The following is a 22,097-nucleotide window of genomic DNA, read 5'->3' on the forward strand; positions in this document are numbered from 1 at the left end:
GGACTGGTGGTCGAGGACGTATGCGCCGGTGAGCTTCCTGGCGAGCCAGGAAGCCGGCATGAACAAGCGCCGCGCCCGGGCCCACGCCGCCGGCTCCTCGTCGGACACCCACAGGAGTTTGGGCCCACCCGCCTGCGAGGTCAGGACGGATCCACCGACGCGCGTGATCGCGTCGGCACCGAGTTCGGTCGTCATGCGGTCGATCTGTGCGGCGGAGCGGGTGTCCACGCCGTAGAGGATGGCGGGACGCACCGGCAGGTCGTCATCGTCGGCGAGGAGGACGCACGGCCCCATGCCACTGACCCCCACCCCGACGACCTCCGCGTCCGGTGCTCCACTGAGCAGTTCGCGGGTGATCGCGATGAACTCCTCCCACCACACGTCGCCGTCCATCTCCACCCAGCCGGTGCGTGGGCGGCTGACGTCGTGCGCGCGCGTCGCCGTCGCGATGATCTCGCCGTCGACGCCCACGAGCACACCCTTGCTGCTGGACGTGCCGATGTCGACGCCGAGGGTGCAGCGCATGGAGTCCTCCTCGAATCCTGAGCTCGGATATGAAACCTGTGGCCACTGTACGCGAAATCGATTTCATGCCGCAAGGAGCCACGTCGTTCCTGCACATTTCGCGCATGGAGTGCGGTCTCCACAGAGCGTGGGTTCGCGTCGATACGGCACCGGAATACCGTGACAATCTGGGCTTTCACTCGCAGGATGGAGATGTGCATTTGAACGAGCCCCAGATCTGGACACTGATCGGCGTCTTCGCCGCCTTCATGCTGGGATCGCTCACGATGGTGATCCGGCAGAACGACCGGATGATCACCTCCGTCCGCAGCGAACTGGACGCGAAGTTCTCGAGCATGGACGCGAAGTCCTCGAGCATGGACGCGAAGTCCTCGAGCATGGACGCGAAGTCCGACGCGCGTTTCGAAGCCCTAGACGCGAAGTTCGACGCCCGTTTCGAGAGCATGGACGCGCGATTCGCGACGATGGACGCGCGATTCGAGACCTTGGACGCGAGACTCTCGGGCGTGGACGCGAAGTTCGAGGCGCGATTCGACGCGATGGATTCGAAGTTGGACTCGCGGCTCGGCGCGATCGACGGTCGCCTCGAAGACCTCGACAAGGAGGTCGCGAATCTCGCGACGCGTTTCGGGGGATCTCGCTGATCCCGCTCAGCCGCGCGGGCTGGCGGGCTGGATCTCGTTGCGCAGCACCACCGTGCGAGCGGGCTGGCGATCGCCCTTGATGCGCTCGAGCAGCATCCGTGCTGCGGTCACTCCCATGTGCCGCGCGGGCAGTCGCACCACCGTGACCGCCGTGGGTGACAGCGTCGTGAACGGCAGCGAGCCGATGACCGCGACGCCGACCTCAGGAGGGGTGAGACCGTGCTCGGTGAGCACCTGGATCGCGCCGACCCCGATGAGGTTGTTGCCCGCGACGACCGCATCGGGCGGTTCGGGAAGCGCGAGCAGCTCTTCCATGGCGGCGCGCCCGCCGTCGACGCGGAATGTCGCGAAGCGTGCCAGTTCATCGAGGTCGAGCTCGGGGCGCGCAGCTGCGAGTGCGGCACGCCAGCCGGCTGCACGTTCCGCTGCGGTGTCGATGTGCTCCGGTCCGCCGATGTACGCGATGCGCCGGTACCCGGCGTCGATCAGATCCCGCGTCGCCGACGTGCCGGCCGCACGGTTCGCCATCACGACGCCGTCGATGTCATAGGTCGTGCTGCGGTCGACGGCGACCACCGGACGCCCGGTGGCGAGGATGCTGTCGAGATCAGACTGCTCGTCGGCCGTCGCGATGATGACACCGGACATGTGCTCGGCGATCGCGATCCGCAGGTACGTCGCCTCCTTCTCGACCTGCGCGTCGGAGTTGCAGAGCACGACCGAGTATCCGGCCTCGGAGGCGACATCCTCGACGCCGCGCGCCATCTCGGTGAAGTAGGGATTCTCGATGTCGGGAATCACGAGCGCGATGACCTCAGAGCTCTGGCGACGCAGCGTGCGGGCGGTGCGGTTCGGGGTGAACTTCAGCTTCTCCGCGGCGTCCCGAACGGCCGCCACCTTCTCTTCGGACACACTCGTTCCGTTGAACACGCGCGAAACCGTCGCAGGAGAGACCCCGGCGAGTTCAGCGACGTCGTAGATCGTGGTCATGCACCCTCACAGCCTGTCCGGCCCCGCCGGACGTGAAGCAACAGTATCGCGGACGCATCGCTCTCTGGTGTTCCTTCATGAAATCGATTACATTGGCGCCCATGACTTCTGCACCTTCTGATCTGGCCTCCCTCGCGGCGTTGCGACGGATCCAGACCCGTTCGATCTCGCCGGAGAACTTCGACGGTTCCGCTGGGGGCGGCGGCCGGGCGACCGAGGGAACGGGCGCCTCCTGCGCCCGCGACCTCGGCCCCGGTTGGAAGATCTCCCCGAGCATGGACATCCAGGCCGGGGAGACCCTCGAGCTCGCGAACATCGCCGGCCCGGGCAAGATCACGCACATCTGGATCACGACCCACACCGACAACTGGCGCACCCTGCTTCTTCGGGCCTATTGGGACGGTTCGGACGAACCCGCGGTCGAGGTTCCCTACGGCGACTTCTTCTGCAACGGCTGGGGTGTGTTCGCTCAGGTGAACTCGCAGACGATCGCTGCGAATCCCCACGGCGGGTTCAACTCGTACTGGCCGATGCCCTTCCGGGACGGCGCGCGACTGACCGTCGAGAACACGTCCGCCGTCGATGTGCGCGTGTACTACCAGGTGACGTACGAGATCGGCGGCGACCATTCGAACGATGCCTACTTCCACGCCCAGTGGCGACGGTCGAACCCGCTCGAGGACCTCACACCGCATGTGATCCTGGAAGGCATCGAGGGCCAGGGCCAGTATGTCGGCACCTACATCGCATGGGGAGTGAACTCCAACGGATGGTGGGGCGAGGGCGAGATCAAGTTCTACCTCGATGACGACACCGACTACCCGACGATCTGCGGCACCGGCACCGAGGACTACTTCGGCGGCGCGTGGAACTTCGACATCCCGGGTCAGGGCTACACCGAGTTCTCGACCCCGTACCTCGGGATGCCACAGGTCATCCGCCCCGACGGTCTCTACGTGTCGCAGCAGCGGTTCGGTATGTACCGGTGGCACCTGCTCGATCCGATCCACTTCGCGACGGGCATCCCGAAAGTCGACATCCAGGCGCTCGGATGGCGCAGCGGATGGCGGTACCTTCCTCTGCGCGACGACATCGCGTCGACCGCCCTGTTCTACCTCGATCGCCCGACCGCGCGGCGTCCGAAGACACCGACGGCCGACGATCTGGAGGTCCACCTAGGAACGGCACCGGTGCCGGACATCGGCGCGACGCCTCCGCGTGATCCGCGCGACTGAAGCTCAGGCGAGCCAGGCGGGGGTGCGTCCGCGCAGGGCGGCTCCGTCGATCGAGTATCTGCCCGCGCCGGTGAGGGCGAGCGCCAGCGCGGCGACCCCGAGCACGGCGACGAACTCGTAGCCGCCCTCAGCGACCCACAGCCCCGCAGGCAGATGCACCAGGGCCAGGGCCACGGCCATGTCGATCGTCAGCAGGATCCCGACCGGACGGGTGAGGAACCCGAGGATCAGCAGGATGCCGCCGACGAGCTCGAGGAACGCCACGACGGGGGCTGCGATCTCCGCCAACGGCACCCCCATGTCGGCGAAGCTGCCGATGGTTCCCGGAATCGTGAACTCGAAGATCTTCTGCGCGCCGTGCGCGGCGAAGATCGCGCCGACGACGACCCGGAGGACCAGGAGGCCCATCGAGGCAGCGGCGGAGGGGGCTTTGGTGTTCGTCATGAGGAGTTCTTCCTTCGTGGCAGGACACCCGCGCCGGGCGCGGACCAGGGTCGTTCCCTGCCTCCACGCTAGGAAGCGTTGCTTTCCGTCTCCTGGACGCCTCCCGCTCGCTCCGGTGGCGGAGAGCAGCGTCAGACCAGGCCCTGCACGCGGAACTGCTCGGAGTGGTAGACGCTGTTGTCCCCCGTGTTCCACTGGCTGACGCTCAGGTGCAGGTCCGACAGCGTCGATCCGGGGATGATGTAGCCACCGTAGAGCTGCGCGACGTGCGAGGCGTCCTCCGTGTTCCATTCGGTCCCGTGCAGCAGGGTGGTCTTCGTGGCGGTGTAGAGGTTGTCGGTCGGGGTGTTCAGTACCATGGCGTCGATCCGATACGCCCCCGAGTTGAACCAGGTGAGTATCCACTTGCCGCCCAGGGGGCGCAGACACATCTCACCGAACTGTCCCGCCAGCACCTCGGTGACGGGTTTGCCCCATCCCCAGGAACCGTTCGCGAAGCCCCAGGGCTGATAGGCCGACAGCGTCGTCATGTCGTTCGACGGCACCCGGTAGAGCACGATGCCCTTGTCGCGCTGGAACCCCGTGCCGTAGATGTACACGTAGCCGTCGTTGCCCTCACCCCAGGTGATGCACTGGAACCTGCCGCCGGCCATGTCGGCCGGGAACTGCAGGCCGGTGTGCTGCCAGGTCGCGCCGTTGTCGTCGGACTTCCACAGTTCGGTCCAGCGCACGGCGCCGAAATGCGGGCCGTTCACGATGGCGTGCAGATACATCCGCGAGCCGATCGTGATCACGTCCGAGGGGATGACCGTCGTGAAGTAGGCGTCGTGGGGGTAGTACCAGAGCTGCGGAGCGGTGCCTTGCGTGTTCGCTCCGGCTCCCGCGCATCCGTCGAAGGTGACGCCGGCGGCGAGGTTCGTCGTCGAGGAGTACAGCGCGACGGGCGAGCGCCAGTTCGTGCCACCGACTCCGTCGGCCCAGGTGTCGCCGAACATGAACAGCATCCGCCCGTCCGGAGTGGGGGCGGGGATGCCGAGGTCGGTCGCCCCGATCCCGTACTGCACGGGGCTCTGGGTGCCGGCGAGCACCTTGACCCGCGTGACGGTCAGCCCGGCGGCTGCGGCCGGACTCGGCAGGGCGGTCGCGGCGAAGAACGCCGCTCCCGCCGCCACCGCTCCCTGCAGGACTCCCCTGCGGCTGATCCGTGGTCCCTGCGTGTTCTCGGTCTCCATCGACCTCTCCTTTCGGTACCGCGCGTGTGGCTACTTGAGACCTGCCATCTTGATGTTGCCGATGATCTGTCGCTGGAAGATCAGGAACAGGATGATCACCGGGGCGGCGGCGAGCACGGATCCGGCCATCAACAAGCCGAGCTCGGTGCTGCGCTCGGACCGGAACGTCGCCAGATACTGCTGGAGCACGAACTTGTCGGGGGAAGTGATCGTCAGGATCGGCCAGACATAGGAGTTCCAGTAGGCGAGGAACGCGGTGATGCCCATCACGACGAAGGGCGGCTTCGACAGCGGCAGGAAGATCCGCACGAAGATGCCGAAGCGACCGCAGCCGTCCAGCATCGCCGCCTCTTCGAGACTCTTCGGGATGTTCAGATAGAACTGGCGGATGAAGAACACCATGCCCGCGCTCGCGAGTCCCGGGATCACCAGCACTGCCAGGGTGTCGAGCATCGAGAGACGGGTCACGACGATGAAGCTCGTGAGCAGGATCGTCATCCCGGGGATGAACATCGTCGTGATCACGATGGTCCAGATCGCGCCCTTGAAGCGGAAGTCCAACCGGGCAAAGGTGTATGCGGCGAGGGAATTGACCGCGAGACTCCCGACCGTGAAAAGCACGGCGCCGAAGAACGTCCACGCGAGCGTCCGCAGGAACGTGGGGTCGGCCAGGATCTGCGTGTAGTTCTCCCACAGCCACACCTCGGGGAAGAACTGGAACGGTGTCTCGACGACCTCGGTCTTGGATTTGAAGCCGGCGATCACCATCCAGGCGAGCGGGAAGAGCGAGGCTCCGACGAAGAGGGCGCCGAGGATCACCTTCCCGAGGACGACGAGCCAGCCGCCGGCGGTGCGCGGAGCCCTCCGCGGCGCACGCGGCTCCTTGCCTGCGAGGACGATGCGGGTGGTCTCCTGCATGACGGCCATCTCAATCCACCAGCCTCTCGGAATTGACGAACTTGAACACGAGAGCGGAGATCGTTCCCAGCACGACGAAGAGCAACAGGGCCGCAGCGATCGAGTAGCCGACGTTCACGTCGTTGCGGAAGTGATTGAAGATGAAGAGGTTGGGCAGAGTCGTCGAGTCCAGGGGCCCGCCCTGGGTCATGACGAGGGGGAGTTCGAATTGCTGGATCGCGGCCACGAATCCGGTGATGAGCAGGTAGAGAACCACGTTCTTCATCTGCGGGATCGTGATGTACGCCGTCCTCTGTCCCCAGTTCGCCCCCTCCATCGCGGCAGCTTCGTAGTACTCCGCCGGGATGTCGACCATCGCGGCGACCATGATCAGCGAGGTCAGCCCCATACCGAGCCAGATGGCGGGAACCGCGATCGCCAGCAGCGCCCACTTCGGATCCCCGATCCAGGCGATCGGTTCGATACCGAAGACGCCGAGGAAGGCATTGAGGAGACCACCGGAGTAGTTGTAGATGAGCACGAAGATGATCGATGCGATCACGGCGGAGATGATCGTCGGGATGTAGATGCTCACCTTGAGCAGGCTGGCGGCGCGACGTGAGACGCTGACCACGAGACTCGCGAACAGGAAGGCGAGGACGAGCATGATCGGCACGGTGAGCAGCACGAAGGCGAATCCTCGCCCGATCGTCGCCAGGAACAGCGGGTCCTTCAGCACGTTGGTGTAGTTGCGGACGCCGACGAACTCCGGATCCTTGTAGAAGCTCCAGTCCTGGAAGGACAGGTATCCGGCATAGATCGCGGGCCAGATGACGAAGATCCCGAGCAGCACCACGAGGGGCAGCAGGAACCAGTAAGCGGTCTTGTTGTCTCGATAGCGATAGCGATTCTGCCGCTGCCGGATCGCCCTACGCTCTTCCACAGCCTGACTGGCCATACCCACCTCGTCGTGTCTTCGGATGCGTGACCGTCCGGGGCCGGAACCCGACCCCGGACGGTGAGCGGTGTCAGTTCTTCGGCGCCTTGTCGGGCAGTCCGTCGCGATCGATGACGGTCTGGATCGCCGCGTTCGCGGTCTTGATCGCGTCATCCATCGAGGCGGAGCCCTTCATCACCGATTCCATCGCGGTTCCGACAGCGAGGTTGACGTCCCAGGGGTAGGTGGATCCGGGGATGGCATCCGGGGCGATGTCGTCGACGATGATGCTCGACCACGGTGCGTTCGCGGCTTCTTCGCTCGCGGCGACCGCATCCTGCACCGACTGCCGCACGGGGACCTTGGTGAACTGCGTGTTCACGAAGAACGGAACGAGGTTCTCCGGGTCACCGGCGATGGCCCACGAGAGGAACTCGCCGGCAGCCTCCGGCGCCTTGCTCTTGGCGTCGACGACCCACGTGAAGTTCCCCATCGTCGTGGCGGTGCGCCCGTCCGCGTCCGGGGAGCTCGGGAAGGCACCCACCCCGGTCTTGGTGAGCAGGTCGGGGTAGTCCGACCCGATCTCGGACATCATCCACGATCCGGAGACCTTGAACGCGACCTTCTGCTGGCCGAAGTCCTCGCCTGCGACGTACGCGGCCAGCGGCTGCTTGGGCATGTACCCCTTGTCCCAGAGCTCCTTGTACTGCTCCATCAGAGAGCGGTAGCCGTCGTTGTCGATGGCAGGGGCGGTCCAGTCGTCCGTGAGTGCGAGGTGACCCGCGAAGTTGTACTGCTGCCCCACGGTGGACCAGGCCATGGTCACGGCATCCTGGGCCGGGGAGATGCAGTATTGCCCGTCGGACAGCGTCGGCTGGATCTTGACGCAGGCCGCCAGCAGGTCCTCCCAGGTCTCCGGAGCCTTCGACGAGTCGACGCCCGCGGCGTCGAGGAGGTCGGTGTTCCAGAACAGCACGGTCTGCGGCTCGAGCAGCAGCGGGTAGGCATAGTGGGTGCCGTCGATCTCGGAGATGGAGGTGGCGTTGTCGAGGATCTCATCCAGCGCCTCCTGGGGGACGATCGAGTCCAGCTCGTGCACGGAACCGGCGTTCACCAGGTCGTAGAGGTTGGCGGAGCTGGTGTAAATGTCGGGCGCCTTGCCGGCGGCCTGCGCGGCCTTCATCTTCTGATCCCAGGCGTCGGCGGGCACTTCGGTGTCGACGACCTTGATCTCGTCCTGCGAGGCGTTGAACTTCTTGACGATGTCGGCGTACCACTCGTTCTCCACGGGGGTGAACGTGCGATGCCAGAACTGGACGGTGGTGACGCCGTCTGCGCCGCCGTCGCCGCCTGCCGACTCGCCGGGTGTGCCGGAGCCGCAGGCGGCGAGCATGGCGCCGACGGTGAGCGCGCCGAGAGCGGCGAGCGTGACCCTGCGCGTACGAGTGGTTATTCTCATGGGTTCCTCCTCAGGAACGGACTCCTCATCGAGTCGCTGCTGTGTGTTCGGCTGCCGCCGACGAGCACCGGCCGTGCCCGTGGATCCTCAGTGACCGGGTAGCGCCAGAGTAGGCGAAATCGATTTCATGCGCAAGGCTCGATTCGCGCCTCGATCAGCGCGAGCGCTCCAGGTCGGCGGAGAACCAGAAGACGTTGTACGGGTCCCACAGCGACAGCGTGAAGTAGATCCGCCGACCGTCCTCGGTGACGTATCGCGGGTTCAGATACGGCGAGTAGAGCCCCGGATACTCGGCACGGGGCACGAGCTCGATCGCCTCGCCCCACGGACCCCACGGCGTGAGGCCTTCCCGGATATAGGCGCTGCCGGCATCCGAGTAGGTCATGATCCAGCGCTCCAGATAGGTGGACCACATCACCGAGAGCTCGCCGATCGTTCCCTCGAGGATGGTCTCGGCATCGCTCAGCTCATCGCTCCATCGGGGCGTGTCGCCATCGAGGCCGGCGAAGTACGAGTAGGACGCCTGCTCCTCGACCGCGTCCTCGGCGGCGGGCACCCTCATCAGCTGCACCCCACCGAACCGCCCGGAGGGGATCGACCAGAAGTAGATCCAGTCCTGGCCGCCCTCTCTCACCTCGGCGGTCGCGAACTGCACGAAGTTCGAGTCCCCCGGCCACTCGACCCCCTCGACCGGAGACCAGGTGCGCCCGTCATCCCGCGAGACGATCAGGGCGGAGTAGTTCGATTCCCACACCCCCGGTTCCCCCCAGAACCGCACCGACATGTATGAGACGTAGATCGTGTCGCCGATAGCGAAGCCGTACGTGGGGATCTTCGTGACCTCACCCCCTGCCCCGTTCGCATCATGGTCGCCCTCGATGAGCGGGGCGGCGAGGCCGATGTCGTCCTCCACCCACCCGTCGAAGTCGATCCCGTCCGAGGGGTCGTCGTCCGTGGTCCAGGCAGCGACGTTGGAACGCCAGAAGCCGCCCTGACCGCCGATCGACTCGGGGTCACGTTCGCCGAAGGTGTCACCGAAGAAGAAGAACGTCTTGTCACCGACATTCGTCATCGAGCCGAGGTCGGTACCGGCGACGGAGACCGCGGCGGTGTCGTTCATCGCGTCGGGGCCGGTGAGCTGAGCGATCTCGGTGAGATCAGAAACCCCGTCGAGGACGAAAGGCTTGTCCGGGTCGGAGTCGACGTTCACGGGGCCGTCTCCGGCGCACCCCGCGAGACCGAGGAGAACGACGACGGATGCCGCGAGTGCAGCGGGGCGAGATGCGGTGATGACACGGGGCATGATCCTCCTCGATCGATGACGAATGACCTCGAATCTAGCGAAATCGATTTCAACACACTAGGGTCTTCGGCATGTCAGACTCCTCTTTCCCCGGTTGGCTGCGCCCCTCCGGCGACCCGGTGTCCGAGCCCCGCTGGGGACACGTCGAAGGTCTCCAGATCGGCATCCCCCCGCTCCCCGGTCCCCGAGGCCTGATCCGGATCTTCACCCCGTACCTCGAACACCCCCGCGAGCGGCTGATCAACTTCCTCGCCGTCGAGCCGATTCCCCTGGGCGCAGCCGAGCGCGGTTTCTCGGAGCTGGAGCAGAGCACTCTCGACACCGGCGAGCGAGGGAAGCGCTTCTGGTCAGCGGATGACGCCGCGAGTGCACGGACCCCCTCGTCCCGGCCCCCGGCACGCGGGCGGATCGCCACGGTCGACGGCATCGAGACGCTCACCGTGTGGATCGGGGTCGAACGATTCGACAACGGAGCCGACGTGAGCGTCCGGGTGCGCTTCTTCGCGGACCGTCCACACGAAGTGGAGGTGGCCGGCTTCGCCACTGAGAGGTCCGTCGCCCTCTCCCACCTGATCCTCACGGCGACGATGGGGAACTGGGCGCGATTGCGGCGACTTCAGCTCGCCGACCGTGCCGTGACACCCGCAGAGCTGTGGCCGAACTGCTCCGGCACCGGATTCACCCGGCATGGACGCTTCCCCCTCGCCGAACTCACGCGCGAGGGGAAAGGGGCGGTCGTGAGCGCGACGGGTGACGAGGAGGATCCCTGGTCGGTCGATCACTCCGCCGACACCGCGGAGCACTGGCGGTTCCTCGGCCGACGCGCGGTGCAGACGTGGCGGGTCGACGACCCCCACCCCGAGCTCGAGGCAGTGGTGAACGCGCGGTGGTCCTACTGGGCGAGCGCCGCGCCGATCCCTGGCGGCCCCGCCTACGAGAACTTCGAGATCATCGAGCCGTTCCGTCAGGGAGCGGCGTTCCGGTTCTCCGTCGAACCCCTTTGAGGAGCGCGAGGCGCCCGTCTCACCGGCAACCGCCTCACCGGTGCGCGGCCACCACCTCGGCGACGGCGGTGCGCTCGGCGGCACTCGGCTCGGCGATCGCCATGCGGCAGTGCGTGTCGACCACGTCGAGCACGCGGTAGGCCTCCTTCATGCGCGCCATGTCGCCGCCGATGAGGGCGACCACATCGTCGACCGCGGCCTGCGCAGCGGTGATGGCTGCCGCATCCCCCGACCGCCCGGCGTCGGCGAGGGCGCGGAACGGCTTCGGCGTCACGGATGACACCCCGGAGACGACACCCTGGGCGCCCACCTCGACGGCAGCGATCAGGTCGCGGTCGGCGCCGGTGTAGAGCTCGAAGTCGGGGGGCACGACGGCACGGTAGGCGGCGATGTCGTCGAGTGAGAGCTCGCTGATCTTGGCTCCCACGACGTTGGGCAGCTCCGCGAGCCGCACGAGGAGCTCCGGCGACACCGGGTTTCCACTCCGCGCCGGGTAGATGTACACGTACAGGCGCCCGTCGCCGACGACGTCCGACACCGCACGGTAGTACTCGAAGATCGAGTCGTCCGTCGCCTTCAGGTAGTAGGGCGTGAGCGCGGCGAACTCGACGGCGCCCAGCTCACGGGCGATGCGGGTGAGGCGCACGGCCTCGAAGGTACTGGGCCGACCGACATGCACGACCACGCGCATCCGCTCCTTCAACTCGGCCAGCGCGGCTTCCACGATGGCCGCGAACTCGCCGGCGTCCACAGCGGGGAACTCCCCCGTCGTTCCGAGCACGAAGGCCCCCTCGTTCCCCGAGTCGGCGACGAATCGGAAGATCGCACGCGAACCCTCGATGTCGAGGGTGCCGTCGCGGTGGAACGCGGTGGGCACGGCGGTCAGGATGTCGTAGCGGGTCACTTCTCGGTCTCCTCGGAGTTCTTGCGGGACGTGCGGGCTCGACGCTTCGGGGCGTCGATGTTGCGGACGGTGGAGGTGAGCAGGTCGGGCTGCGCGGCGAGCTCGTCGTGCGCCTTCTCGATCTGCTGGATGCTGTCGTCGTGGAGGATCGAATCCGCGAGGGAGCCGCGCTCGGCACGGGGGCGACGAGCGGCACGGATCGCCGGCATCACGATCGAGAGCACGGCCAGGGCGAGGAGCACGAGCGCGATGGGGCTGACGACCTCGAAGAACGGACGCGTGGGCAGGATGGCCAGCGTGCGGGCGAGGTTCTCTTCGGCGAGCGGTCCGAGCAGGAGCCCGAGCACCACGGGGCCGGCCGGCACCTGCATGCGCTTGAGCATCACCCCGATCACACCGAAGACGAGCATCGTCACCACGGTCGAGAGGCTGTTGGAGGTGGCGTAGGTGCCGATGATGCAGAAGATCAGGATGCCGCTCCACAGGTACGGCTGCGGCACATCGAGCAGCTTCACCATGCCCTTCATCCGCACCAGGCTCAGAGCGAGGGACAGGATCGTCGCGATCAGCATGATGCCGACGATCGAGACGACCAGGTCGGGGCGGTTCGTGAAGAGGGTGGGTCCGGGTGTGATGCCCCAGATGATCATGGAGCCGATCATCACGGCCATCACGGAGTCGCCGGGGATGCCGAGTGCCATGGTCGTGGTGAGGGAGCCGCCCAAGGTCGCGCTGGAAGCGCTGTCGGACGCGGCGACGCCCTCGATCGATCCCTTGCCGAACATCTCCGGACGCTTCGACACCTTGCGCGCCCGTTCCCACCCGATGAGACCGGCGATGTCACCGCCCGCGGCGGGGATGAGACCGACGCCGAGTCCGACCGCGCCACCGACCGCCGTGGCACGACCGCTCTCCTTCAGCTCGGACCTGTTCGGCAGCCAGCGACCGAGGCTGGAGATGGGACGCACGCGGGACGCGCGATGCGTGAGCAACTGGTCGAAGAGTTCCGCGATGCCGAAGAGGCCGATGATCACGGCGATGAAGTTCACGCCCTCGACGAGGTCGAGCACCCCGAAGGTGAAGCGCTGATCGGCCGTCGCGGCGTAGGTGCCGACGGTGCCGAGCATGAGGCCGAAGAGCCCGGCGAGGATGCCCTTGAGCATCGACTTCGACGAGATGCCGATCATGATCGAGATTCCGAACACCACGAGGGCGAACAGCTCGGGGGACTTGAAGTAATCGCGGGCGAAGCTGGCGATCGGGACGGCCGCGACCGCGAACAGCACCAGCGAGGCGAGGATCCCGACGGCCGAGACGATCGCGGAGATGGTGAGCGCGAGACCTGCCCTGCCCTGCTTGGCCATCGGATAGCCGTCGAGGGTGGTGGCGATGGAGGCGGGCGTCCCCGGGGTGTTGATGAGGATGGACGGCACCCGATCGCCGAAGTTCGCCGCGACGTAGATCGTCAGCAGCACGGCGAGGCCCTGCACGGGCTCGAGGGTCATGGTGAATCCCGCGGCGAGGGCGACGGCCATGGTCGCGGTGATGCCGGGGAAGGCGCCGACCATGAAGCCGAGCATGAGGCCGACGAGCATGTAGAGCAGGATCGAGATGTCGAGGAGCGAGTTCAGCCCCTCCAGGAGCGCGTTCACAGGGGGATCCTCAGGAGCAGCCCGAACACGACGTAGACGAACGCCGTGACGGAGGCGGAGTAGATGATCAGGCTCAGCCAGCGGCGGTGACCGTAGAGGAGCATGAGGGAGGCCATCAGCAGGGCTGCGGCGATCGGGAAGACCTCGATGCGGTACCCGAAGAGGATGACCGATCCCAGCGACCACAGCGCGATGAAGGCGCCCGTGATCACCAGCGTGGCGATCACGCGCAGGTAGCCTCCGGGCTGGATGCGCTCGAGGTCGTCACGGCCGGGTGCGGGGCGGGTGATCGCGATGGCGAGCAGCGCGATGGCGACGACGACTCCGGTGACCCCGATGACGAGCGGCCAGAAGCGGGCATCGATCTGACCCGGAGCGGCCTCGCGGCGCAGCGGGATCTGCGTCGAGAGGAAGAGGTATCCGGCGGTGAACGCCAGGGCGAGGACGGCGAAGACGATCTCGAGAGGTCGCGACGCGGTCGCACCCTGGTACTCGTCGCCCGCAGAGACATCGACCGCAGAGGCGTCCGATGCGGAGCCGTCCGCTGCGGAGGCATCCGATGCAGAGGTCGACATGATGCTCCTTTCGTGATCCGAGAACTGAAGGAGAGCACTGCGGGGCCGGTGATGAGCCCGGCCCCGCAGTCTTCTCTACCGGGCTCCTCAGCCCAGGAGGTCCTTGAAGAGGTCGAACTGCTCGTCGACGAACGTCGTCCATTCGGCGGAGTCGCGGTACACGACCAGGTTTCCGGCGTCGGCCTGGAACTTCTGGTAGCTGTCGGATTCGACGGCCTCCTTGACGGCGGCTTCGAGCGTCGACTTCACGTCGTCGGGCAGACCCTTGGGGGCGTAGATGCCGCCCCAGCCTCCGAAGACGACGTCTTCACCGATGGCCTCTTCGACAGTCTCGACGTCTTCCGCGTCGGGGTGGCGCTCGTCGTTCATGACGGCGAGGATGCGCACCGCGTCACCCTGTGCGAGGGCCTCGCCGAGGCCGGAGACGGCTGCGACGGTCTCGCCGGATGCGGCCGCAGCGACGGCCGTCGCTCCGCCGTCGTAGGGCACCGGAGTGAAGTCGGCCTCGGTCGCGGCACCGAGTCCGAGGGTCGCCGCCTCCCAGATGGAGCCGGCTCCGGAGTTCGCGACCGTGACGGCGCCGGACTGCGCCTGGGCGACGAGGTCTTCCAGCGTCTCGATCCCGCTGTTCGCGCCGACGGTGACGACGCCGGGGGCGAGCATGATCTGGCCGAGCAGGTCGAAGTCGTCCGGCAGCACGTCCGCGCTCTGCGTGGTGTTCAGCATCGCGATCTCGACGGGCGCGAATCCGATGACGTAGCCGTCCGGATCCTGCGCGCCGACGTACTCCATCGCGAGCGCTCCGGCGGCACCCGGCATGTTCTCGGGGATGACGCTGACGTCGAGGATCTTCTCCAGCTCCGTGGCGAGTGCGCGCGACGAGAGGTCTGATCCTCCGCCGGGATTGGCCTGGATGATGAGCCGGATGTCCGTCTCCGGGTAGGTCGATTCGGCGCCCTCGCCCTCTTCGACCTTGGTGCAGGCCGAGACGATGAGAGCGGTGGCTGCGAGGGCGGCGATCGCGGCAGCCGCCCGGGTGATGCGCTTGCGGGGCATCTTTGCTCCTCTACGTGGGTCGACCTTGTTGTCGACTCCCCCGACCGTAGCAGTGTTGACTGTTAACAGTCAACACTCGGACGATACGTGCGCCGCGAGGGCCGCAGGCACGGCCCTGCCCTCAGGCGTGGGTGGCGATCTCGCTCAGCATGCGTCGACGAGCACCGTCGAGATGCTCGGACAGCACCTTCGCCGCCTGCGCCGGCGTGCCGGTGCGCATCACCTGCATGAGCGTCACGTGATCATCGGAAGACTCGTGCAGGTCTTCGTCATGGTTGATCGTGACCTCGAGCAGCGCGGTGAACGTCGGGAGGTACTGATTCCATGCCCCCTCGAGACGCGGGTGATCGGCGAGCGCGTAGATCTGCGAGTGGAACTCGAGATCCGCGGTGACGAATGCGGCATGGTCGCCGCGGTCCGCGGCCTCGCCCATGCGGTCGACGGCCGCCGCCATCGCGGCCCAGCGCGCCTCGTCGTCGACGCGCATGGCCCGCGAGAGGGCGAGCTGTTCGAGCGCACCCCTCAGGCTGTACAGCTGATCGACGTCATCCCCCGTGAGTCCCACGATGTACACGCCGCGGGGACGCTGCACCTCGACGAGCTTCTCGAAGCTCAACTGGGTGAGCGCATCGCGCACGGGGCCACGGCTGACCGAGAACTCCTCGGCGAGCGCTTCCTCGGTGATCCGCGCGCCGGGGGCGAGTTCGCCGCGCACGATGCGCTGGCGGAGCACCCGTGCCACCTGGGCGCCGAGGGATTCTCCGCGCGTGACGGTCTGCGTCATGGTGACCTCCTGTTAACTGTTGACAGGATACACACCACGAGATCGGTGTCTAGGCGTGTCCGCGCGGATCCCAGAGCACGATGTCGGTCGAGCGGCGGATACGACGGCCGCTCGGCACGGGCACCACCCCCGCGGATCCGGCGGCGAACACCCGCACGCCGGGGCGGTTCTCGCGCTCGGTGCGCAGAGCGCTCTCGAGTACCGCGATGCGGTTGCGCAGCGCCCGGTTCTCGTCTTCGAGGTCGAGCAGACGCGCGATCGCGGGGAGGCTCACACCTTCCGAAGAGAGCTGGGCGACCTCGCGCAGCTGTTCGATGTTGCGGGCGGAGTACCGACGCGAGCCACCCGACGTCCGTCCGGGGACCACGAGTCCGATGCGGTCGTACTGCCGCAGGGTCTGCGGGTGGAGACCGGAGAGCTCGGCCGCCGCCGCGATCGCGAACACCGGGGTGTCAGCGTTCATCATGAACGCCTCCGACCCCGGTGCCCACTTCGACGCTCGGTCATCGACGCGCCTTCGCCATCAGCTCCGCCCGCGGATTCTCCGTGGGCTCGAGCTCCTGGAACTTCTCCAGGGCCTCCCGCGCGGCGTCGTCGAGGTGCGTGGGCACGGCGACCTGGAGTTCGGCGAGCAGGTCTCCGGTTCCCTTCGCCGTCGCCACACCGCGGCCCTTGACGCGCAGCACCCGCCCGGAGGGGGTGCCGGGAGCGACGCGGAGCTTGACCACGTCACCGCTGAGCGTCGGGACCTCGATCGTCGCGCCGAGGGTCGCCTCGGTGAAGGTCACCGGGACCACGACGCGCAGGTTGAGCCCGTCACGCGTGAAGACGGGGTGCGGGCGCACCGAGATCTGCACCACGATGTCGCCGTTCTCCCCGCCGTCGGGCGAGGGACGGCCACGACCGCGCAGACGGATCTTCTGTCCGTCTGCCACGCCCGCAGGGATCTTCACCTTGAACGGCTTGCCGTCGTCACCCTGCAGGGAGATGGTCTCGCCCTGCACGGCGGTGACGAAGTCGAGCGTCGTGCGGGCGGTGACGTCGGCACCACGCTGCGGTCCGCCGAAGCCGCGGTAGCCACCGCTCGGCTGCCCGAAGCGTCCGCCTCCGAAGCTCGCACCCTGCCCCTGGTTGAACATCGCGAAGATGTCCTCGAAGTCGGCCGTCTGCCCTCGGCCCTGCTGGCCGAACCGGCTGAACACGTCTTCGAAGCCGCCGGCGCCCTGGCCGCCCGCCGTGAAGCGGGCGCCGGAGCCCATCGCGCGGATCTCGTCGTACTCTTTGCGCTGTTCGGCGTCGGAGAGCACCGAGTAGGCCTCGCTGATCTCCTTGAACTTCGCCTCTGCTTTGGCATCACCCTGATTGGAGTCCGGGTGGTACTTCCGCGCGAGCTTGCGATACGTCTTCTTCAGATCCGCATCACTGACGTCCTTGGAGACCCCGAGGGTCTTGTAGAAGTCCTTGTCGAACCAATCCTGGCTGGCCATCGATCACCTACTCCGCAGGGACAGCGACGACGACCTTCGCGGGGCGCAGCTCGATGTCACCGAGGCGGTAGCCCACCTCGACGACCTCGAGGATCGTCGTCTTCTCGGCGCCGGGGGTCGGCTGCTGGAAGATGGCCTCGTGGCGCTGAGGGTCGAATTCCTCACCCTTCTCGCCGTATGCGGCCACCCCGAGACGCTCCACGACCGCACGCACCTTCTCGGCGATCACGGCGAAGGGCGTGCCCTCGACCAGGTCGCCGTGCTGAGCGGCACGGTCGAGGTCGTCGAGCACCGGGATGAGGCCCTTGGCGGCCTCGCCCTTCGCCCGCTCGATCTCGACCTGGCGCTGCTCCTCGGTGCGACGACGGTAGTTCGCGTACTCGGCCTGGAGGCGCTTGAGATCGTTCAGCAGCGTCGACTCGAGGTCGGCGAGCACGGCGTCCTCCGCCGCGGCCTCACCGGTCTGCGTCGCTCCGAGGATGTCATCGACCGTGAGGTCATCGACACCGTCTTCAGGAGTCTCGTCCGACCCCTCGGCGGCCTTCGCCTCGGTGGAGTCCGGGTTCTGCGGCGCGGGGCCGGACGCCTGAGCGTCCGACCCCTCGCTGCGACCTTCGGCGGACTCAGGATTCTGGTTCTCGTCGAAGTTCTTGTCCGTCATGATTACTTCTTCTCGTCCTCGTCGTCGACGACCTCGGCGTCGATGACGTCCTCGTCGGAGGAGGGAGCGTCACCGGTCGGGGCCTCGCCGTCAGCCGAAGCATCGGCAGCAGCATCCGCCTGCGAGGAGGCGTAGATGGCCTCGCCGAGCTTGGACTGCGACTGGTTGAGCTTGTCGAACGCGGTCTTCACGGCCTCGTCGTCTTCGCCCGCCAGCGCCGTCTTGAGCGCTTCGACGTCGGCCTTGACCTCGGTCTTCACGTCTTCGGGCAGCTTGTCGTCGTTCTCGGTGATCAGCTTGTCGATCGAGTACGCGAGCGTCTCGGCCTGGTTGCGGACCTCGGCGGCCTCACGGCGCACCTTGTCCTCAGCCGCGTGCTCCTCGGCCTCGCGCACCATGCGCTCGATGTCTTCCTTCGACAGCGAGGAGCCGCCGGAGATGACGATCGACTTCTCGGTGCCGGTGCCCTTGTCCTTGGCGGACACGTGCACGATGCCGTTGGCGTCGATGTCGAACGTGACCTCGATCTGCGGGATGCCACGGGGAGCGGGAGCGATCCCCGTGAGCTCGAACGTGCCGAGCGGCTTGTTGTCACGGGTGAAGTCGCGCTCGCCCTGGAAGACCTGGATCGCGACGGACGGCTGGTTGTCGTCTGCCGTGGTGAAGGTCTCGCTGCGCTTGGTCGGGATGGCCGTGTTGCGCTCGATGAGCTTGGTCATCATGCCGCCCTTGGTCTCGATGCCGAGGCTCAGCGGGGTGACGTCGATGAGGAGGACATCCTTGCGCTCACCCTTGAGGACACCGGCCTGGAGAGCGGCGCCGACGGCGACGACCTCATCCGGGTTGACGCCCTTGTTCGCGTCCTTGCCGGTCTCGCGCTTGACGAGCTCGGCGACCGCGGGCATACGGGTGGAACCACCGACGAGCACGATGTGGTCGATCTCGGACACCTTGATGCCGGCTTCGCGGATGACATCCTCGAACGGCTTCTTGGTGCGGTCGAGCAGGTCCTTCGTGAGGTCCTCGAACTTCGCGCGGGTGATCGTCTCGGAGAGCGAGACCGGGCCGGACTCCGTCAGCGACAGGTACGGCAGGTTGATGCTCGTCGAGGTGGAGGAGGAGAGCTCCTTCTTCGCCTGCTCCGCGGCCTCCTTGAGGCGCTGCAGCGCGATCTTGTCGCCCGCGACGTCGACGCCCGTGGTCTCCTTGAACTGCTTGATCAGGTAGTCGACGAGACGCTGGTCCCAGTCGTCTCCACCGAGACGGTTGTCACCGGCGGTCGCACGCACCTGGATCGTGGAGAAGTCGTCGTCCTTGCCCACCTCGAGCAGCGAGACGTCGAACGTTCCGCCACCGAGGTCGAAGACCAGGATGAGCTCGTCTTCCTTGCCCTTGTCGAGGCCATAGGCCAGAGCGGCCGCGGTCGGCTCGTTGATGATGCGCAGGACGTTGAGACCCGAGATCTCCCCGGCCTCCTTGGTGGCCTGACGCTCGGCGTCGTTGAAGTACGCGGGGACGGTGATGACCGCATCGGTCACGGTGTCACCCAGGTACGCCTCGGCGTCGCGCTTGAGCTTCATGAGGATGCGCGCGGAGATCTCCTGCGGCGTCCACTTCTTGCCGTCGACGTCGAAGCTCCAGTCGGTGCCCATGTGGCGCTTGACGGAAGCGATCGTCCGGTCGACGTTGGTGACGGCCTGGCGCTTCGCGGTCTCACCGACGAGCACCTCCCCGTCCTTGGTGAAGGCCACGACCGAGGGGGTCGTGCGGAAGCCCTCGGCGTTGGCGATGACCTTGGGCTCGCCACCCTCGAGGACGCTGACGACGGAGTTGGTGGTTCCGAGGTCGATACCGACAGCACGTGCCATGTGTTCTCTCCTTTGTTGGAAGTTCGTTGGGATCGGAAATCTGCGGCGATCAGGGAAACCTGAGTCGCGATGACTCAACTGTACGCCGACGCTCTGCGGGTGTCAAATCAACTTGATACGACTCGGCTCAACTTTTTCAGAAGGGCGCGAGAACCGCCGGATCCTTCGTGAACGTGACGGTGTTCTGGGGCGGGAGCCGGTCGACGTAGACCTTGCCGGTCGGGCTCGTCCAGGCGTAGACGCCACCACCCAGGGGCTCGACCGCCCACGGCGAATGATGCTTGAGCACGTGATGGCGACGACACAGGTGACCGAGGTTCGACTCCTCGGTGGCTCCCCCGAGCGCGGCCTCGTGATGATGGTCGATGTCGCAGTCCACGGACGCGTACCCGCAAGTGGGGAATCGGCACCGCTGATCCCTCGCCCTCAGATGCCGCTTCAGATCCGGACCGGGACGATAGCGGTCGACCGCGAGGACCGCGCCGGTGATGGGGTGGGTGAGGATCCGGTCCCAGCCCGCTGCCGCGCCGGCGATCCGGCGGGCGGTCGCGCGGTCGACCGGAGTGCGGCCGTTCAGCTCGGCCGGAGTCGAGTCCTCGCCGATCAGCGTCGTGACGGGGACCGTGATCGACACCGTTCCGCGAATCGCCGCCAGGAGCCCCTCGCCGCGATCGTGTCCGGTCGGGGCGCCGGTGAGGAGCAGGTCGAGAGCGAGATCGGCGCGGCGCTGCGCGAGGGTGCGCTCGTCCGGCTCCGGAGCCGGAAGCTCCGGGGATTCATACTCTGTGGATTCACGCTCTGTGGACTCATGCTCGGTGGACCCATGCTCCTGCACCGCCTCGGCCATCTGCGTGAGCCGTTCGAAGACACCGTGCACGAGCGCCGACGGACCGAGCAGGCCGAGCTGCGTCATCCCGTCTCCGACGTCTTTCACCCACACGGATCTCTTCTCCCGCGCATCGAGGTGCCGCTCATCGATCGACCGCGCCTGGAACCGTTCGGCCACCCGCCGAGCCATTCGGCCGACGCGAGCGGGAGACTCGGTCTCGGCGAAGGGGATGATCTGAGCCGCATAGGCGGCGCGGCTTGCCGCATCGGGGAGGTGCTCGCCCGCTTCGCAGACGACTCGGGCGTGCGCCGCGCTGATGCGACCCGCCCCCTGCGCCTCCCAGACCAGCGGGAAGTGCTCCACGACCCAGGCCGCGTCGGCCATCCGGCGCTGCACCGTTCGATCACTCACCCGCAGGGCCGTGGCGAACTCCGCGGCGACCGTGCGGGCCGATATGTCTCCGTGATCGGGATGCCCCGCCTGCGCGGCCACGTCGAGCGCGAGCCGCGACCCGACAGCCAGGATGCCGTCTCGCGCGGCCCGCAGACTGCTGATCGTGCCCTCGACCTCGACGAGCATCTCGGTGAGCGCGGCGAGGGCATCCACCTGCTCGAGGGTCGCATCCGCCAGCGCTGTCATACCTTCAGTGAACCAGGGACCACCGACATTGAAACGCCCAGATCAGCGCCAGAAACCAAGATACCGGAATGGGGCGGGGAGGACCTTCCCCTCCGCCCTGGACGAGCCGACCTCAGACCGGACCGAGGCGATACTTGACCCTGACACGGTGGCAGACGGGAGAACAGACACATGTTGTCCATCGGAGCGTTCGCGCAGATCGGCCAGGTGACCCACCGCATGCTGCGGCACTGGGACACGGCCGGACTGCTCGTGCCCGCCCACGTGGACGAGTTCAACGGCTACCGCTCCTACGACCCGTCGCAGTTGGAAAGGCTGCACCGGATCGTCGCCCTGCGCCAGCTGGGCTTCGGCCTCGACGACATCTCGGCCATCCTCGAACGGGGAGTCGATGCCGAGCGCATCGCCTCCCTGCTGCGGATCCGCCGGGCAGAGGTCGAGCAGGAGCATCGGATCGCCGCGGAGAGACTCGTCGACGTGGAGAGGCGCCTCCACCTCATCGAGAGAGAGAAGCACATGTCACGGATCGAGATCGTCGAGAAGCCCCTGCCTGCCGTCCGGCTCGCCGCCGTCCGCACGGTCGTCCCCGATCAGCCGGCCGTCGCCGGTGTGGTCGGTTCCGCCTTCGACGCGGTCGCGGACACCATCGGCGGCGAACATCCCCTGACCACACCGATCGCCCAGTACACGACGCTCGACGACGGACTGGAGGTCATCGTCGGCTACACCTATGCGGGCCCCGCGCGCGCGGAGTTCGACATCATCGAGCTCCCTGCGGCGGACGAAGCCGTCTGCGGCATCCACCTCGGCTCGATGGAGCACATCGCGGAGAGCTGGCAGGCGATCCACGCCGAGATCTTCGCGCGCGGCCTCGTACACGACGGTCCCTGCAGGGAGCTCTATGTCCGCGCCGTCGGCGACGACCAGTCCGATTGGGTCACCGAACTGCAGCAGCCCGTCCGACGCGCCTGA

22 protein-coding genes are annotated in these 22,097 nt (G+C 67.0%); 4 read left to right on the plus strand and 18 right to left on the minus strand.

The features are described from left to right. A partial coding sequence (locus L978_RS01990) for an FGGY family carbohydrate kinase (RefSeq protein WP_047519818.1) occupies positions 1-525 on the minus strand: 525 nt, incomplete at its 3' end. Positions 526-719: 194 nt separating this feature from the next. On the opposite strand from L978_RS01990, the gene L978_RS18190 reads away from it, so the two are divergent. Then, positions 720-1,169: a hypothetical protein gene (locus tag L978_RS18190; RefSeq protein WP_156118207.1), complete on the plus strand. Its 450-nt coding sequence runs from the start codon at positions 720-722 to the stop codon at positions 1,167-1,169. 6 nt (positions 1,170-1,175) lie between these two features. Here the strand turns inward: L978_RS18190 and L978_RS02000 are convergent, their stop codons facing one another. Next, a complete protein-coding gene (locus L978_RS02000; protein ID WP_047519780.1) occupies positions 1,176-2,159 on the minus strand; it encodes a LacI family DNA-binding transcriptional regulator in 984 nt (327 codons plus the stop codon). A 101-nt stretch (positions 2,160-2,260) separates the two neighbouring features. Between L978_RS02000 and L978_RS02005 the strand changes: the two genes are divergently transcribed. Continuing rightward, a complete protein-coding gene (locus L978_RS02005; RefSeq protein WP_047519782.1) occupies positions 2,261-3,394 on the plus strand; it encodes a glycoside hydrolase family 172 protein in 1,134 nt (377 codons plus the stop codon). A 3-nt stretch (positions 3,395-3,397) separates the two neighbouring features. Here L978_RS02005 and L978_RS02010 read toward each other — a convergent pair whose 3' ends face one another. The 6 genes from L978_RS02010 to L978_RS02035 all read right to left on the minus strand — a co-directional run bounded on the left by L978_RS02010 (position 3,398) and on the right by L978_RS02035 (position 9,666). Continuing rightward, on the minus strand, positions 3,398-3,838 hold the full coding sequence (locus tag L978_RS02010) for a DoxX family protein (protein ID WP_081996892.1): 441 nt from the start codon (positions 3,836-3,838) through the stop codon (positions 3,398-3,400). Between the two features lie 131 nt (positions 3,839-3,969). Next, entirely contained in the window at positions 3,970-5,070 is a 1,101-nt protein-coding gene (locus L978_RS02015) for a DUF4185 domain-containing protein (RefSeq protein WP_047519784.1), read from the minus strand. Positions 5,071-5,100: 30 nt separating this feature from the next. Further along, positions 5,101-5,997, minus strand: coding sequence for a carbohydrate ABC transporter permease (locus L978_RS02020; protein WP_047519786.1), 897 nt, complete (start codon positions 5,995-5,997; stop codon positions 5,101-5,103). Between the two features lies 1 nt (position 5,998). Beyond that, positions 5,999-6,925, minus strand: coding sequence for a carbohydrate ABC transporter permease (locus tag L978_RS02025; protein ID WP_047519788.1), 927 nt, complete (start codon positions 6,923-6,925; stop codon positions 5,999-6,001). Positions 6,926-6,995: 70 nt separating this feature from the next. Beyond that, positions 6,996-8,363: an ABC transporter substrate-binding protein gene (locus L978_RS02030; protein WP_047519790.1), complete on the minus strand. Its 1,368-nt coding sequence runs from the start codon at positions 8,361-8,363 to the stop codon at positions 6,996-6,998. A gap of 154 nt (positions 8,364-8,517) precedes the next feature. Further along, a complete protein-coding gene (locus L978_RS02035; RefSeq protein ID WP_047519792.1) occupies positions 8,518-9,666 on the minus strand; it encodes a DUF4185 domain-containing protein in 1,149 nt (382 codons plus the stop codon). A 71-nt stretch (positions 9,667-9,737) separates the two neighbouring features. Between L978_RS02035 and L978_RS02040 the strand changes: the two genes are divergently transcribed. Then, positions 9,738-10,670, plus strand: a complete 933-nt coding sequence (locus tag L978_RS02040; protein ID WP_052193265.1) for a hypothetical protein — start codon at positions 9,738-9,740, stop codon at positions 10,668-10,670. Positions 10,671-10,704: 34 nt separating this feature from the next. Here the strand turns inward: L978_RS02040 and L978_RS02045 are convergent, their stop codons facing one another. The 10 genes from L978_RS02045 to L978_RS02090 form a co-directional block, all read right to left on the minus strand. Next, entirely contained in the window at positions 10,705-11,574 is an 870-nt protein-coding gene (locus L978_RS02045; protein ID WP_047519794.1) for a dihydrodipicolinate synthase family protein, read from the minus strand. Continuing rightward, positions 11,571-13,226 carry a tripartite tricarboxylate transporter permease gene (locus tag L978_RS02050; protein WP_047519796.1) on the minus strand — a complete coding sequence of 552 codons (1,656 nt, stop codon included), beginning with the start codon at positions 13,224-13,226 and terminating at the stop codon, positions 11,571-11,573. The genes L978_RS02045 and L978_RS02050 overlap by 4 nt, the downstream gene beginning before the upstream one ends. Then, a complete protein-coding gene (locus L978_RS02055; protein ID WP_052193266.1) occupies positions 13,223-13,801 on the minus strand; it encodes a tripartite tricarboxylate transporter TctB family protein in 579 nt (192 codons plus the stop codon). The genes L978_RS02050 and L978_RS02055 overlap by 4 nt, the downstream gene beginning before the upstream one ends. An 87-nt stretch (positions 13,802-13,888) precedes the next feature. Next, a complete protein-coding gene (locus L978_RS02060; RefSeq protein ID WP_047519798.1) occupies positions 13,889-14,857 on the minus strand; it encodes a tripartite tricarboxylate transporter substrate binding protein in 969 nt (322 codons plus the stop codon). Between the two features lie 121 nt (positions 14,858-14,978). Further along, entirely contained in the window at positions 14,979-15,641 is a 663-nt protein-coding gene (locus L978_RS02065; protein ID WP_047519800.1) for a GntR family transcriptional regulator, read from the minus strand. 49 nt (positions 15,642-15,690) lie between these two features. Then, positions 15,691-16,104, minus strand: a complete 414-nt coding sequence (locus L978_RS02070) for a heat shock protein transcriptional repressor HspR (protein ID WP_131493656.1) — start codon at positions 16,102-16,104, stop codon at positions 15,691-15,693. Positions 16,105-16,144: 40 nt separating this feature from the next. After that, positions 16,145-17,128: a DnaJ C-terminal domain-containing protein gene (locus tag L978_RS02075; protein ID WP_047519804.1), complete on the minus strand. Its 984-nt coding sequence runs from the start codon at positions 17,126-17,128 to the stop codon at positions 16,145-16,147. A 7-nt stretch (positions 17,129-17,135) separates the two neighbouring features. Next, positions 17,136-17,789: a nucleotide exchange factor GrpE gene (locus L978_RS02080; RefSeq protein ID WP_047519806.1), complete on the minus strand. Its 654-nt coding sequence runs from the start codon at positions 17,787-17,789 to the stop codon at positions 17,136-17,138. Positions 17,790-17,791: 2 nt separating this feature from the next. Continuing rightward, the gene (dnaK, locus tag L978_RS02085) at positions 17,792-19,657 is read right to left on the minus strand and encodes a molecular chaperone DnaK (protein WP_047519808.1); all 1,866 of its coding nucleotides are present in this window, start codon (positions 19,655-19,657) and stop codon (positions 17,792-17,794) included. 136 nt (positions 19,658-19,793) lie between these two features. Continuing rightward, positions 19,794-21,125: an HNH endonuclease signature motif containing protein gene (locus tag L978_RS02090; protein WP_052193267.1), complete on the minus strand. Its 1,332-nt coding sequence runs from the start codon at positions 21,123-21,125 to the stop codon at positions 19,794-19,796. A 171-nt stretch (positions 21,126-21,296) separates the two neighbouring features. Between L978_RS02090 and L978_RS02095 the strand changes: the two genes are divergently transcribed. Continuing rightward, positions 21,297-22,097 (plus strand): MerR family transcriptional regulator, encoded by an 801-nt coding sequence (locus tag L978_RS02095; protein ID WP_047519810.1) that lies wholly within the window; start codon positions 21,297-21,299, stop codon positions 22,095-22,097.

This window comes from Microbacterium sp. ZOR0019 (assembly GCF_000800925.1).
Lineage (GTDB): Bacteria > Actinomycetota > Actinomycetes > Actinomycetales > Microbacteriaceae > Microbacterium > Microbacterium aurugineum.